At 64.0% G+C, this 12,980-nt stretch carries 8 protein-coding genes and 1 pseudogene; 2 read left to right on the top strand and 7 right to left on the bottom strand.

Annotated elements, in window-relative coordinates; all coding sequences use genetic code 11:
• Positions 1-28 precede the first annotated feature (28 nt).
• Positions 29-763, top strand: coding sequence for a phosphonate ABC transporter, permease protein PhnE (phnE, locus tag PQR08_RS21685; protein WP_250484822.1), 735 nt, complete (start codon positions 29-31; stop codon positions 761-763).
• A 102-nt stretch (positions 764-865) separates the two neighbouring features.
• Here phnE and PQR08_RS21680 read toward each other — a convergent pair whose 3' ends face one another.
• Positions 866-1,144: a transposase gene (locus tag PQR08_RS21680; RefSeq protein ID WP_250484773.1), complete on the bottom strand. Its 279-nt coding sequence runs from the start codon at positions 1,142-1,144 to the stop codon at positions 866-868.
• 367 nt (positions 1,145-1,511) lie between these two features.
• Between PQR08_RS21680 and PQR08_RS21675 the strand changes: the two are divergent.
• Positions 1,512-2,678: pseudogene (locus PQR08_RS21675) on the top strand (IS30 family transposase).
• A 720-nt stretch (positions 2,679-3,398) separates the two neighbouring features.
• Here PQR08_RS21675 and PQR08_RS21670 read toward each other — a convergent pair.
• The 6 genes from PQR08_RS21670 to PQR08_RS21645 all read right to left on the bottom strand — a co-directional run bounded on the left by PQR08_RS21670 (position 3,399) and on the right by PQR08_RS21645 (position 12,977).
• Positions 3,399-3,683 carry a type 1 periplasmic-binding domain-containing protein gene (locus PQR08_RS21670; protein ID WP_238217274.1) on the bottom strand — a complete coding sequence of 95 codons (285 nt, stop codon included), beginning with the start codon at positions 3,681-3,683 and terminating at the stop codon, positions 3,399-3,401.
• A gap of 306 nt (positions 3,684-3,989) precedes the next feature.
• Positions 3,990-6,431, bottom strand: a complete 2,442-nt coding sequence (locus tag PQR08_RS21665) for a two-partner secretion domain-containing protein (protein WP_408162279.1) — start codon at positions 6,429-6,431, stop codon at positions 3,990-3,992.
• A gap of 713 nt (positions 6,432-7,144) precedes the next feature.
• The gene (locus PQR08_RS21660; protein ID WP_250485122.1) at positions 7,145-9,238 is read right to left on the bottom strand and encodes a site-2 protease family protein; all 2,094 of its coding nucleotides are present in this window, start codon (positions 9,236-9,238) and stop codon (positions 7,145-7,147) included.
• Positions 9,238-10,587 carry an efflux RND transporter periplasmic adaptor subunit gene (locus PQR08_RS21655; RefSeq protein ID WP_250485121.1) on the bottom strand — a complete coding sequence of 450 codons (1,350 nt, stop codon included), beginning with the start codon at positions 10,585-10,587 and terminating at the stop codon, positions 9,238-9,240. The genes PQR08_RS21660 and PQR08_RS21655 overlap by 1 nt, the downstream gene beginning before the upstream one ends.
• A 10-nt stretch (positions 10,588-10,597) precedes the next feature.
• Positions 10,598-11,368, bottom strand: coding sequence for an efflux RND transporter periplasmic adaptor subunit (locus PQR08_RS21650; RefSeq protein WP_250485120.1), 771 nt, complete (start codon positions 11,366-11,368; stop codon positions 10,598-10,600).
• The gene (locus PQR08_RS21645; protein WP_250485118.1) at positions 11,349-12,977 is read right to left on the bottom strand and encodes a TolC family protein; all 1,629 of its coding nucleotides are present in this window, start codon (positions 12,975-12,977) and stop codon (positions 11,349-11,351) included. Before PQR08_RS21645 ends, PQR08_RS21650 begins: the two co-directional genes overlap by 20 nt.
• Positions 12,978-12,980: the final 3 nt, after the last annotated feature.

The following is a 12,980-nucleotide window of genomic DNA, read 5'->3' as shown; positions in this document are numbered from 1 at the left end:
GAGCGCGCCCAAGCGTAGCTGGACGTCGATGCTCGGGTGGATCGTCGTGATCGCCGTGCTCGGTCTGTCATGGACGAGCGCCGATATGCGTCCGCTCGATCTGCTCGGCGCATCGGGCAACATGAGCCAGTTCGCGCGCGACTTCTTTCCGCCCGACTTCAGCGAATGGCGCACGTATGTGCATGAAATGAGCGTGACGCTTGCGGTCGCGGTGTGGGGCACGGCGCTCGCGCTGGTTTGCGCGGTGCCGTGCGGCTTGCTCTCGGCGCAGAACATCGCGCCGGTGTGGATCTCGCAGCCGGTGCGACGTCTGATGGATGCGTGCCGCGCGATCAACGAGATGGTCTTCGCGATGTTGTTCATCGTCGCGGTCGGGCTCGGGCCGTTCGCCGGCGTGCTCGCGCTGTGGGTGCATACGACCGGCGTGCTTGCCAAGCTATTCGCCGAAGCGGTCGAAGCCGTCGATTCGAGGCCGGCGGAAGGCGTGCGCGCAACGGGCGCGAGCAGTCTCGATGAAATCGTCTACGGCGTGCTCCCGCAAGTATTGCCGTTGTGGATCTCGTTCGCGCTATATCGCTTCGAGTCGAACGTGCGTTCGGCGATGGTCGTCGGCATGGTCGGCGCGGGCGGGATCGGCGTGGTGCTGTATGAAGCGATCCGCTCGTTCAACTATGCGCAGACGGCGGCGGTGATATTGATTGTCATCGCGATCGTTTCGCTGATCGATCTCATCTCCGGCTGGGTGCGCGAGCGCGTGATCTGAACCGCTCATGAGCTTTCGATGCAAGCGCCGTGATCAGGCGCTCGCGTCGTTCCGGCGCCTGCAACGAACGCCGAGATGCGCCGCGAGGAGATTGAGCAAGCCTCAATCGGGTCTCGCGCGCTTCTTCTTCGACGGTTTCCCTTGCAAACCCGACGGCAGCGCGGAGCGCTGTGCCGAAGCTATTTGGCGCTGAACGCGTCTCTCGAGATACTGCTTGCGCCAATCGAACACTTGATTCACGTTTGCTTCGCGACTGCGCGCGATCTCCGTAACCGAACGGCCACCGGGCAGCGTCTCCTCAACGATCTGACGCTTCTCGTCCGGTGTACTCCGCCGATACTTGCGGGTGTTCGACTTCCATGAATTCGGTCCTGTGTCCATGATCCTTTGTGGAAATGGTCACATTTGTGCCTTGGGAAAGCATGGCGTCACCTTCATCAGACGTCTATACGGTCATGGTCGGACGGTAACGAAGCATCAGCGACGATAACTCTTCGCGCTCGGTGACTGTGCCAGTTGCACATGGACCAACGACAGAAGCGTGCCTCCGCCCGCCCGAGCGGCGCATCAGCAGGCCGTATGTCTTGCCAAGGCGATCAGTGCTCGAGCCCGCGGACGGTCGATCGATGATTTTCAGTACACGGACTACGGCTCATTGATCTCGTTAGGGTGTTCGAAGGCGGTAGGGGCGGATTCAACCGGTCGATGCAATACCTCTGTTCCAGTAAGGATCAGAGGAAAAAGGCGAATGAAACGACAGAGAAAGCCGTGGTTGAACAGCAAGGACAGTCTACAGATTTGACGGCGATGGAGCGAAGGTGAGTCGCTAAGCGAGATCGCGCGCGGACTGCAGCGCGACGTCAGCTCGATTCATCGGGTGGTCAGTCAACATGGCGGGATTGTTCCGCGAGCGCGCAGTCGCAGTACTCGCGTGCTGGCGCTGCGCGAGCGTGAAGAGATCTCTCGCGGTCCGAGCGCGGGGGAGTCGATACGGCAGATTGCGCAGCGCTTGCAAAGGGCTGCCTCGACGATCAGTCGCGAAGTGCAGCGCAATGGCGGGGTGCTCAAGTATCGGGCACACGAGGCCGATGCAACCGCTTGGAAGCGTGCGCTGCGGCCCAAGCAATGCGCGTTGGCGGGAAATGCTCGTTTGCGGCGATGGGTCGCCAGCAAGCTGCGCTTAGAATGGTCGCCTGCGCAAATCGCCGGCTGGCTCAAGCGCGCCTTCCGAGCGAACGAGGACATGCATCTGTCGCACGAAACAATTTATCGAAGCTTGTTCATCCAAGCTCGCGGCGTGCTGACAAAAGAGTTGGTGGCTCATCTGCGTAGCCATCAGACGATGCGGCGTTCGAAAAACGCGTCATCGAGCGGGCAAGGCCGAGGCGGTATTGTCGGGGCAGTCTCGATCAGCGAGCGGCCCGCGCAGGCACAGGACCGCGCCGTGCCGGGGCATTGGGAGGGCGACCTGCTGGCGGGCTCGAACAATACCTACATTGCCACCCTGGTGGAGAGGCATTCGCGTTATACGATGCTGATAAAGGTAGCGGGCAAGGACACTGAGAGCGTGGTCTCGGCGCTGATCAAACAGGTGAACAAGCTGCCAGGGGAGTTGCGCCGATCGATCACCTGGGATCGCGGCACGGAGATGGCAAGTCACGGGGCGTTTTCGATCGCCACCGATGTCCAGGTGTATTTCTGCGATCCTCGCAGCCCTTGGCAAAGAGGGAGCAATGAGAACACGAACGGACTGCTGCGTCAGTACTTTCCCAAGGGAGTTCCGGTTGACGGCTACTCGCAAGCCGAATTGAAAAGGATTGCTAACCGTTTAAACGATGGGCCGCGCAAGACATTGCAATTTATGACCCCCGCTGAGAAGCTAGCGGAAACATTGGGTGTTGCGTTGACCGGTTGAATCCGCCCTATCACCTTTGTGCGAGCGAATTGAGCGCTAAGCAGCGTGGCGCAGGGCGTACCTTCTTGGCTAGAGCGAAGCGCTCGATTCAGGATGAAGTTAGAAGCCGTAGTTGGATCCTGATGCCCATCAAAGGCGTCAAGGAGAGCAAGCGGCACTGAGATTTGGACCGAACGATTTTGAGGTGCACGGCGAGACTACCGATACCCGGCCGAAAACAGGCGAAATACCTCACCAGGCAGTTGTTTGCAGCTTGGCTGGTGAATACGCGCAGAAGAGAGAGCGCCTAAGTTCGCACCGGTATGACCTCATGAGTCAGTTGCTCTGCGAAAAGGATGCATAGCAAACGAAGTCTAGTGCACGATGTGAAGTGCTTCCAGATAGATTCGGCCGTATGAACCCGCCTTGTGGAGTTTTGCGCCGGAGGCGCGATGGGACCCGTCCACCGCATAAAGCAGCTTCGCTCGACATCGTTAGCAGCGGATTTAACAGGCTGTTGAAATATCCATTGGCGACGGGCGCTGGTTCTTTTGATACGTTAACCTGAACGAGTTAGTTGTCCTTGACGATGATCGCTGAGAAGGCGCTTCGGTGAACCCTGTTTTGAACCTCGACTTGGGCACGTTGTCTATCCGGCGGGTCGTGCCAACCGAGCTGGCCGCTGCACTCGTCTGGATTTAAAACTGGCAGCGAATGTTGGGTGTAGCTCGATCCGGAAGCTTATAGCAATCGGCGCGCCATCTCAGCACCGCCTTCTTCGATACAAACCAAAGTGTCGAGCCTGATCGCCGCTGCGCGCGGGGCCTCGGTATAGCCCGTTCGTTCGAGGTGACTGAACATCAGGTAATCCGGCACGTGAACGAACGCGATCTTGCGATGGTCCCGGGCGATGAACCGTGCATAGCCAGCGCGGTTGACCACCCAATGACCGGGATCGCCGAACGGGGACGCGCCGAACGAACACGAAGGGAGTGTCGCGCTCGAGCAAATGCGCGATGCGTTCATGCTGGCGCGGGATGGGCTTGAGGAGCAGCGCATCCACGCGCTATCGCTCGATGAGACGCTCGAATACATCGATCTCGCAATCTGTCAGTAAACAAAGTCAATCATCAGTAGAAGCCAGTCGAACTGACGCGGAGTCGGATTGCGTTCGTTGCGTATCTATCGAACATGCATCAACTCCTAAAGTATGTACCGTGGATCGCGCGCCGCAGATCGGCTTTCCATGTCGGACGATTCTTGCGTATGCGAGGACAGCTCGCGACCATGCAGGAAAGCCGGCGCGTGCGCTTTTCCCGCATGACTCATGCGCTAATGTCCCTGCTGCCACTGCAGCACCGGATGCGTCGCGCCAGCGGGCATCGCCCAGACGCCTCCCGCCGGAATGCCCCAGTCGAGAAAGTTCGACGCGTTGCTCATCTGCGTGGTGGTGAGGCCGTTGCTATCGGGCGGCGCGGTGCCGTTGCCGATGGTGAAGGCGCTCGTTTGCGTCGTCACCGTCCTGTCCCAGTAGACGTTGTTATGAATCGCGCCGTAGTTATAAAACGCGATGCCGCCGTGAAACGAGCCCGGCTCGCCGGGGCCGCTGACCAGGTTGGCCGCGAACGACTGGTCGATGATGCGGGTTGCCGTGTTGTCATCGGCGAGCCCCGCGTCCTGCGCATAACCTGTCGAATACGACTGCGTGAGGAGCCCCGCATTGGTCCCGACGATGCCGCCGGTGCCGCCGTGCGAGCCGCGGCCGACCGAACCCGTGACGAACGACTGCGCGATGGTCCCGTAGTTGTCGCCCACGAGCCCGCCCGCATCCCCTTGCGTGAGCACCGCTGCACTGCTGGACGATCGCTCGACGGTGCCGTAGTTGCTGCCGACGAGACCGCCGTCGGGACCACCGCCGATAATGATGAAGTCGGTGACGTTGCCGGAACTGGACGAGTAGGTGACGAGCCCGTAATTGACGCCGACGAGCAGCCCGAACGACCCGACATTCGATCCGACGCCGATGGCTGCATTGGTGAGGTTCACGTTGCGCACCACGCCATTCTTCCCCACGACCCCGAAGAGACCCAGCGCCGCGGTGGGTCCGCCTCGGCCGATGTCGATCGGTCCGTAGGCCACGCCGTTGATCCTCAGGTTGTCGATCGAATGGCCCATGCCGTCGAACTGGCCCGTGAACGGCGCGTCGGACAGTGCGGCGACCGGGCCGGGCAGTGACCCGATCGGATTGAAGACCGTCGTGCCGCTCGCGTCGATGTCCTTGCCGAGCGCGTAGTTGCCCGCGACATCCAGCGCGACGTTCTGCAAATCGTTGACGTTGTTGACGAGCCTGTACGCGGTAATCTGCGTGACGAGCCCGCTATATGGCGCCGCGGTCCAGCTAGTGTTGGCGAGCACGGTGCCCGGCGAGTAGTTCCCGGTCATATCGTAGAGCGCGCTGACGATGCCCGTGCTCTTCGACCAGTCGATTGTCCCGCCATTCTTGATGCTTCCGCCGTTGTCGACGCCGCCGCTGTCCGCGCGCAGCGTGAGGTTACCGCTTCCGGCATTGGCGATCGTCGTGTTCGCAGCGATCGTCACGTCGTGAGCCGCGCCGAGCGTCAGCGCCGCCGCGCCGTTCCATTGCACGTTGCCGTTGACGGCCAGATCGCCCACCGACGCCTCGACATCCACGGACGTGCCAGCATTCAGGCTGCGCGAGACCGCGCCCGCATTGCTTCCGTCAAGGGTGAAGGTGGGTGCGCCGAGTTTCCACGTTCCGGCCAACACCGTCGCGCCGCCGACGTCCAGCGTGTTGCCGCGCGTCTCCACCGTGCCGCCGCTGCCGTTTGCGTTGCTCGCGGACACGTCGCCGTTCGCGTGCACGCCGCCCGGATCCGCGACGAGCCATACGTGACCATCGCGCGTGGCCGTGCCGGTCGCGCGGATCGCGGCGCTGTGACCGGCGAGCGCATAGACGTTGCCATCGGCGGCCTGCAGGTCGATCTGCGCGGCGCGGATCGCGCCCGCGTTCAGCGCCGTGCCGCCGCTGCCCGTCTGCACGAACACCTGCTGGCTGCCCGATGCATCCTGCAACAGCACCTGGCTGCCTGCCGCGAGTTCGGCAGTGCCCTGCGCCGCATCGATGCTGCCGAGGTTCGCCGCGAGCGTGCGCGAGACGAGGAAGACATCGCCGCCGCTCGACCCGATGCGTCCCAGATTCACGACGACCCCGTTCCCGCCGCCTGAAAGCGTGAGTGCGCCGCCCGGCATGAACGCATTGTTATCGACGTCGAGCGACGAGGCGACGAAGCGCCCGCCCGTCGCGATTACGCCCGTCGGCCCGACGAGCACGCCCTGCGGGTTGATCAGATAGACGCTGCCGCTCGCGTTGAGCGCGCCGAGAATCACCGACGGATCGCCGCCCGTGACGCGGTTGAGCGTCGCGCCGCTGCCGTTATTGAACATGACGGCGCGGCCGTTGGCGATCGAGAAACTGGACCAGTTGATCACGCCGCGTGAGGTGGTCTGGTTGATCGTCAGCGACTGCCCGCCGCCGCTGATCGAGCCGCTGCCCGCGACGAACTGTCCGCCCTTCGGCAAGGGCGGAGCGGCGTGCGTTTCGATGCTGGATAGCTCCAAACAAGCGGTGGCGAAAAGCAGCGCCACCGTCACTGGACGAACCCGAAAACGGCGCGCGCGGATCCTGGGATGATGAGAAAGGTGGGAGTTTCGGGCGGGACGCACCGACAATAGAAAACTTGAATCGAGCTGCATATGCCCTCCAGACGGAATCAGACATGCGATCGTCGTCCGGCTGCTGGTGAAGCTCACCGCTGAATTTTCAAAGGCGTGAACATCGACGTGCTAGCAGGCGTGCAGATAGTATCAAGCCGGAAGCCGGCCAGCGGGGAGTTGTACGTTCGTTCAGTGCGCTAGGCGGTCCGTGGCGGTGTACGCAGGCGTGGTCGCAAGGGGGTTTTAATGCTGTGACGTTCAGCATTGTCGGTGACGCTCATGCCGTTAGCCATGTTGAAGAACGGGTTTTCTTCGCGCGAGAGGACCGGGCGTGGCGTCCGAAACTGAGATCTTCGGCAGGCGGCCAGCCATTCAAATGGCTGCTCACACAGAGCAACTGACGTCCGAGAAGCGTTTTTCTCGCTCCATCGGAAAAGCATTTACCGGCTACCCGATTGAGACAGTAATCGGACAGAGCGACCGCTCACAGGTTCGAAGCCGATCGAAAAATCAGTGCGAGAACCATGATGTCCGACGGTGCCCAATCGAAATTGCCTTGCCACTCCCATCGCGCGCTCTCGATCGTCGATGAAGACGGCTGCGTTCAGAACCCGGATAGGTCACAAGCTTCGGTCCAGGACAGGCGCGATGTCGCCACCCGTCGAAGAGTCGAGCCTGCGCACGATAGAGACATCCGTTCGACCGACCACTTGCAGACCCCCGTCACCACGCCTTCCTCATGCGCGAACGCCTCAAAACCCGCTCTGCCGGATCAGCGCGCCGAGCACATGCGTGCCGCCCTCGATCAGCAGACTTCGACGCGCGCCATCGATCTGCAACTGCCCGCGCGTTTCCCACAGGTTGGCGGGCGGCGCATCCAGCCCGACGAGCACATGGAACAGCGCCGGGTTGGGAATCAGCGCGCCACGCTCCGACGAAACCGCAAGCGGCCCCTTGTAGCGCGACGTGAGCATCGGGTGATCGAGCTGCCGCACGCGCGTGGTGTCGATGGCAAGCACGCGCCCGTCGATCGGCGCGACCTGTCCGACGGGATAGAAGCGCGCCCGGTCGCCGACGGCGATGCGCTGAACCTCGTCCTGTTTGACGAACGCGTCGACCTGCCAGCTACGCGGATCGATCAATACGCCCACCGGCACCTTCGGATTGATCCATTGCCCGGCGCGCCATTGCGGATCGACGTCGGTCCAGAGGCCCGGGAACGGCGCACGCAGGCTCAGACGCGCGATCTCCGAGTGCGCCGCGGCGGTTTCCTCGTATTGCACGCGCAGGCGCTCGCGCACTGAGGTCTGCTGATCGAGTCCGTTCGCATCGGCGATGAGACCCGCGAGCCGCCCTTCGTAGCCGCGAATGCCGGCCTCGCTGCGGCGCATTCGCGCGGCGATATCGGGTTCGTCCATTTCCATCAGCGTCGCGTCGGAACTCACCGGACCGGAAGGCAGAATCGTCTGGATGCGCGCTGGAAACGGCACGAATACGCGCAGCACGCGCTCTGCACGCGCGACGCCGTCCGCGTGGATCTGCGTGCGCCAGGGCAGCGCGAGCAACACCAGCGCGAGCGCGACGAACAGGCCGATCACAAGTCGGTGTCCATGCGCCACGCGCCGCCGATTCGCCCACCAGTAGCCAAGCTCGCGCCATACCGGCAGCACGATGAACCAGCTTACTTCCACGACGAACAGCACGATGCCGAGCAGCTTGAAGAAGAACAGATACACCGTGACCGCGATGCCGAGAAACAGCACGAGCCGATAGAGCCAGGTCACGAACTCGAACGCGACGAGCAGGCGCCGCTGTATGACGCCAAACGGTTCGGGCCACGGATCGTCGAGGCCGAGAATCGCGCGTCGCAGACTCACCCGCGCAAGTGCCGACGCCCGGAAGTGCAGGTTCGGAAAGTCGAGCAGATCCGACAGGATGAAGTACCCGTCGAAGCGCATGAACGGACTCGCGTTGAGCGCAAGCGAGAGCACCCAGCTCGTCGTCGCGAGATAGAGGAACGCGTTGCGCAGCGGGCCCGGATCGCTCAGCGCCCAGCACAGCGTCGAGAGGCCCGCGAGCGACAGCTCGCACAGAATGCCCGCCGATGCGATCGCGAGCCGCTGGCGCGCACGTTTGAGCTTCCAGCTTTCGCCGGTGTCGGTGTAGAGCATCGGCCACAGCACGACGAACGCCACGCCCATGTGCGCGACCTTCAGCCCGAGGCGCGTCGCGACGATCGCATGCGCCATCTCGTGCAGCGTCTTGGCGACGATGAGCGCAAGCGCAAAACTCAGCATGCCTTCGACGGAGAAGGACTCGACCACGGCTTTCGTGAACACGTCCCACTGCTGAAGCACGAGCACGATGCCGGCGACGCTCGAGATTACGACGAAGATCGGCGTAACCGGCGTGAAGAGCCAGTCGAGACGCTTCGCGAGCCATGCGAGAAAACGCTGCGGGCGCACCAGCGGAATGCGGAAGAACAGATAGTGATGCAGCCACCAGCGCCACGTGAACCATTGCGCGCGCTGGACGCGTCGCAGACGGGCGAGCGTATCGGGTGTCGGCTTGAGGAGCCCGTGCCGTTCGAGAAACGCGCGGAACGCGATCACCTGCTCGATCACGGGCCGCAGCGCGGTATCCCGCTCGATCTCGCTGCAGATCTGCGCGGGCGGCCGGTCCCAGCGCAGCAGACATTCGAACTCCAGCCAGCCGATGCGATAGAAGCGGTTGACGACGATGTCCTGAATCACCCACGCGGGCTCGCCATTCCTTCCCGGCGATGCTTCCGAAAGGCGCAGGTCGTCGCGCAGGGCGGGCGAGGGCGCGTCGGGATCGATGTTCATCACAGTCCCGTCCAGGCGCGCAGCGCGGCGAGCGGCCGGCGCAGCAGGTAGTACGCGAGGCTCACCGGCCGGCCGTACAGCTTTGCGGTGCCGTGCAGGCCGAGCCGCGCATGCTCGCGTTCGTTTGCGTCGTCATCGACGCTCGCGAGCAGCCGGTACGCGACGATGTCATCCTCGGTCGCCTTCGCTTCGTAGCTCGTCTCGACGATGCGGCCGTGCAGCGGCGCGAGCGGCCACGCGGTCAGATAGAGCGTGACCTCGTCGCCGGGATCGAGCGCGATGGCGTCCGCGACGGCCAGATGGATCAGGATCGCGGGCTTGCCCGGATCGGCGAGTTGCAGGATGCGCTCGCCGGTGATGACGGGTTTGCCGATCCAGTCGTTCGGATCACTGAACACCGCCACGCCGTTTTCCGGCGCGAAGACGCGCGTGCGTTGCAACTGCGCCGTCACCGCCGCGAGTTCCGCGCGGCGCTGTTCCGCGACGCCGTTCAGCACGGTCAGCTCGTTCTTGCTCTGCGCGTTGTCGAAGGCGCGCTGGCTCGCGGCGGTCAGTTCCGCATCCGCGACGGCGACCTGTCTTTGCAACACGTCGACACGGCTCTTCAGCGACGTTTCGTCGAGCGAGAAGAGCAGCGCGCCCGCGTCCACCCGCTGATTGGGCCGCACGGCGAGCGAGGCAATGACGCCGTCGATCGGCGAGCTGATGATGCGCGCGCTGCCCGAGACGATTTCCGCAGGCGCGAGCACGGTCTGCCGCACCGGAACGAACAGCAGCAGCGCGGCGGCCGCGCACGCGACGAGCACCGGTCGGTGCGACGGCCGCCAGCCGAAGCGCAGGCTGCGCCGCGTGAGCGACCACCAGCAGTAGCCCCAGGTCTTGACCGTGCCGCGCAGCACGGCGGCGAAGGCTTCGGCTGGAGGATCGTCCAGCAGCACGAAAAGCAGCGCGAGCCGCTTGCCATTCGGCGCATGCACGGGCACGCACCACACGCCCTTCGGCCACCATTCGGCCCAGCCATCGGCGATGTCGGGCGGCGGATCGACGGCATCGCGCGCGAACCATTGCGGCTCGTCGCCGGCGAGCTGCGCCGCGATCCACGCGCTCGCGCGCCCGAGCCAGACGAGATAAGGCGAATCCTCGGCGGGCGAGGCGAGACCGGACGCGCACACGAGCTCGCAATGCCTGCCGCGATCGGCGAACACGAGCGCCTGTCGAAACGGCTGCACCGCGTGCAGATCGTTGGCCATCGTGAACGCGAGCGCATCGATGGATTCGGCCGCCATCGCGCGTTCGCGCAGCGCGTCCAGATAGAGCAGCAGCGGCGCGGGCGGGAAGGGTTCGTTCATCGCGGCTCGTTCAGGGATTCGCCGGAATCCGCGCGACGCCGCTCATGCCCGCGACGAGATCCTGGGTCGCGCCGTCGAGTTGCGCTTCGAGTTCGACCGTCTGCGCGACCGCATCGACGCGCGCGTTGACGGCGCTCACGTGCGCCGGATAGGTCTTGCCGGTTTCGTGGATCGTTATGTCGAGCCGGCTGCCCGAGCGCAGCCTGACGAGCAGCGCGGATGGCACGTTCAGCCGCACCTTGAGGGCGCCGTCGCTGACCAGATCGACGATCGGCGTGCCCGCGCTGACGGTCTGATACGGCTTGACATAGACCTTCGCGATACGTCCGCTGAACGGCGCGATCACCTGGCAATAGCCAAGCTGCGCTTTCGCGAGCGAGAGCGCGCCCTTGGCCTTCTCGACATCGGTCGACGCCATCGCCACCTCGATGTCGCCTGCCGCCTTCAGCTCGCGCAGGCTGCGCTTGGCGGCGAGATTCTGGTTCGCCATGTTCAGTTCCGCCTTCGCGACGCTCGCGCGGGCTTGTACTTCGGCGCAGTTCATCTGCGCGATCACGGCGTTCTTCGCGATCGGCTTGCCGAGCGACGCATGCAGATCGGTGACGGTGCCGTTCATCTCGCTCGACAGCGTGGTTTCGAGACTGGGCGCGAGCAGCACGCGGATCGCGTTGGGATCGTCGAGACCGTCGCCGGCGGCGGGCTTTGCGGCCTGCGCGAGCGGCAGGACGAACAGCAAAAGCGCGGCCGCGCGCCGGATGCGTTCAGCGCACGGATGTGGCATCGCTCGCTCCGGCAGGCTGGGCGACAAGCGGTTGCGCCACCGGGGGTGCGGGCGGCGACATCTGTCCGAACGGCGCGAGCGGCGCGGCCGAATCGGGTGCGGGAAGCCTCGGCAGATACTCTTCCTGCCGCGCCATCGTGCGCTTGATTTCCAGCGCGAGCGTATCGACGTCGTCTTTCGCGATGGCGTCGGGCATGACGTCGTAGCCGAGCGAGTTGTAGAGCCGTCCCCACGCCGACTGGCAGTCGGAATACGCCGCCTCGCGCAGATAGCGCGACAGCAGATAACGCCCTTCGGCGCGGATCACTTCGAGCTCTGACCCGATCGACGCCGTGCGGGCGGCGTTGGCGTAGTCGAGCAGATCGTGATCGACGCGCAGGCTGTCGTCGGCGAAGTTCAGTTCCTGCAACGCGAGCTGATAGCGCAGCGAGCCGATGCGCACCTGCGTGAGAATCGCCATCGAAAGGGCCATGCGCCGCAGGTTGTCGGTCTGCTCCTGCGAGGCCGCCTGCTCGTTCAGCGCGGGCAGTTGCAGCAGCCGGAACAGGTTCAGCGACACTCGCACGCCCACCGCTGCCCAGTAGTTGTTGTAGAGATAGGTGTTGGAGTCATAGTTCACGTTCATGTCGATGCCGATGTTCGGCCACAACTGCGCCTTCGCGATCTTGATGTCGTTCTCGTTGACCCGCTTGCGATACCACTCCTCCATGATCTCCGGGCGGTTCTGCAACGCGATCAGTTCGAGCGTCGGCTGCGGCGTGGACAGGGGCGGCAATGGCAGCGCGCCGTCGTTGGTATCGGCGAGCACGAGCGGCGTGCCGGGCGGCAGCGACATCAGCGCGACCAGTTCGGCCTGCGCGAATTCGAGATCCTGCCGGCGCACGGTCAGGAGCGAGATGGCGTCGAGCAGCGCGCGCTGATAGGCCAGCACGTCCTGCCGCGGCATCAGCCCCTTGTCCTGCGCCTCGTGCGCATTGCGCAGCGCGGCCTGGGTGCGCGCGATCAACTGATCGACTTCGGGCTTCAGGCGCTGCGCGGACAGCGCGCGCCAGTAGGCGTTGCGCACGTCCTGAAGCACGTTCTGCGCGACCTTGCGGCGGCGCTCCTCGGCCATCAGCATCTGATCCGACCGTTGCTGCGTGCGGTAGTACGCCATGCCGAAGTCGATCAGATTCCACGTCATGCCGAGCGACACCAGTTCGTGATAGCGCTGCTCCGAGGTAGACGGCCGCAAGCTCACCTGACGATCCTCGATGCCGATTGACGTTCCGCCCGAGTCGTTGCTGCGATACGAATAGCCCGCCGAGGCCACCAGTTGCGGCAACAGTGCATTGGTCGAGACATCGCGCAGATTCGCGGCGAGCGCGCTTTCCATCAGTTTGAGCCGGTAGTCGAGGTTGTATTTCAGCGCCCGCGCGGCAGCCTGATAGAACGTGATGGGGCCTTTGACCGGCTCCTGCGCGTTGTACATGGCGAGCTGGTCGGTGACGACGCGATCGCGAATCTGGTCGGTCGTCGCGGGTTGCGGCTGAAGGGACGAGCAGCCCGCGAGGACGCACAGCGCGAAGGCGGTCGCGGCTCCGGACAGATGCGGCTGATGTCGTGGCATGGC

This window comes from Caballeronia jiangsuensis (assembly GCF_046030135.1).
GTDB classification, from domain to species: Bacteria; Pseudomonadota; Gammaproteobacteria; order Burkholderiales; family Burkholderiaceae; genus Caballeronia; species Caballeronia jiangsuensis.
The sequence above is the reverse complement of the archived record's forward strand: the minus strand, read 5'-3'. Positions and strand labels throughout refer to the sequence as shown.

Excerpts from the sequence above, each read along its gene's own strand:
- PQR08_RS21660 (WP_250485122.1), bottom strand. The coding sequence starts at position 9,238 with ATGAACATCGATCCCGACGCGCCCTCGCCCGCCCTGCGCGACGACCTG.
- phnE (WP_250484822.1), top strand. The coding sequence starts at position 29 with ATGCTCGGGTGGATCGTCGTGATCGCCGTGCTCGGTCTGTCATGGACG.
- PQR08_RS21665 (WP_408162279.1), bottom strand. The coding sequence starts at position 6,431 with ATGCAGCTCGATTCAAGTTTTCTATTGTCGGTGCGTCCCGCCCGAAAC.
- PQR08_RS21645 (WP_250485118.1), bottom strand. The coding sequence starts at position 12,977 with ATGCCACGACATCAGCCGCATCTGTCCGGAGCCGCGACCGCCTTCGCG.
- PQR08_RS21680 (WP_250484773.1), bottom strand. The coding sequence starts at position 1,144 with ATGGACACAGGACCGAATTCATGGAAGTCGAACACCCGCAAGTATCGG.
- PQR08_RS21650 (WP_250485120.1), bottom strand. The coding sequence starts at position 11,368 with ATGCCACATCCGTGCGCTGAACGCATCCGGCGCGCGGCCGCGCTTTTG.
- PQR08_RS21655 (WP_250485121.1), bottom strand. The coding sequence starts at position 10,587 with ATGAACGAACCCTTCCCGCCCGCGCCGCTGCTGCTCTATCTGGACGCG.
- PQR08_RS21670 (WP_238217274.1), bottom strand. The coding sequence starts at position 3,683 with ATGAACGCATCGCGCATTTGCTCGAGCGCGACACTCCCTTCGTGTTCG.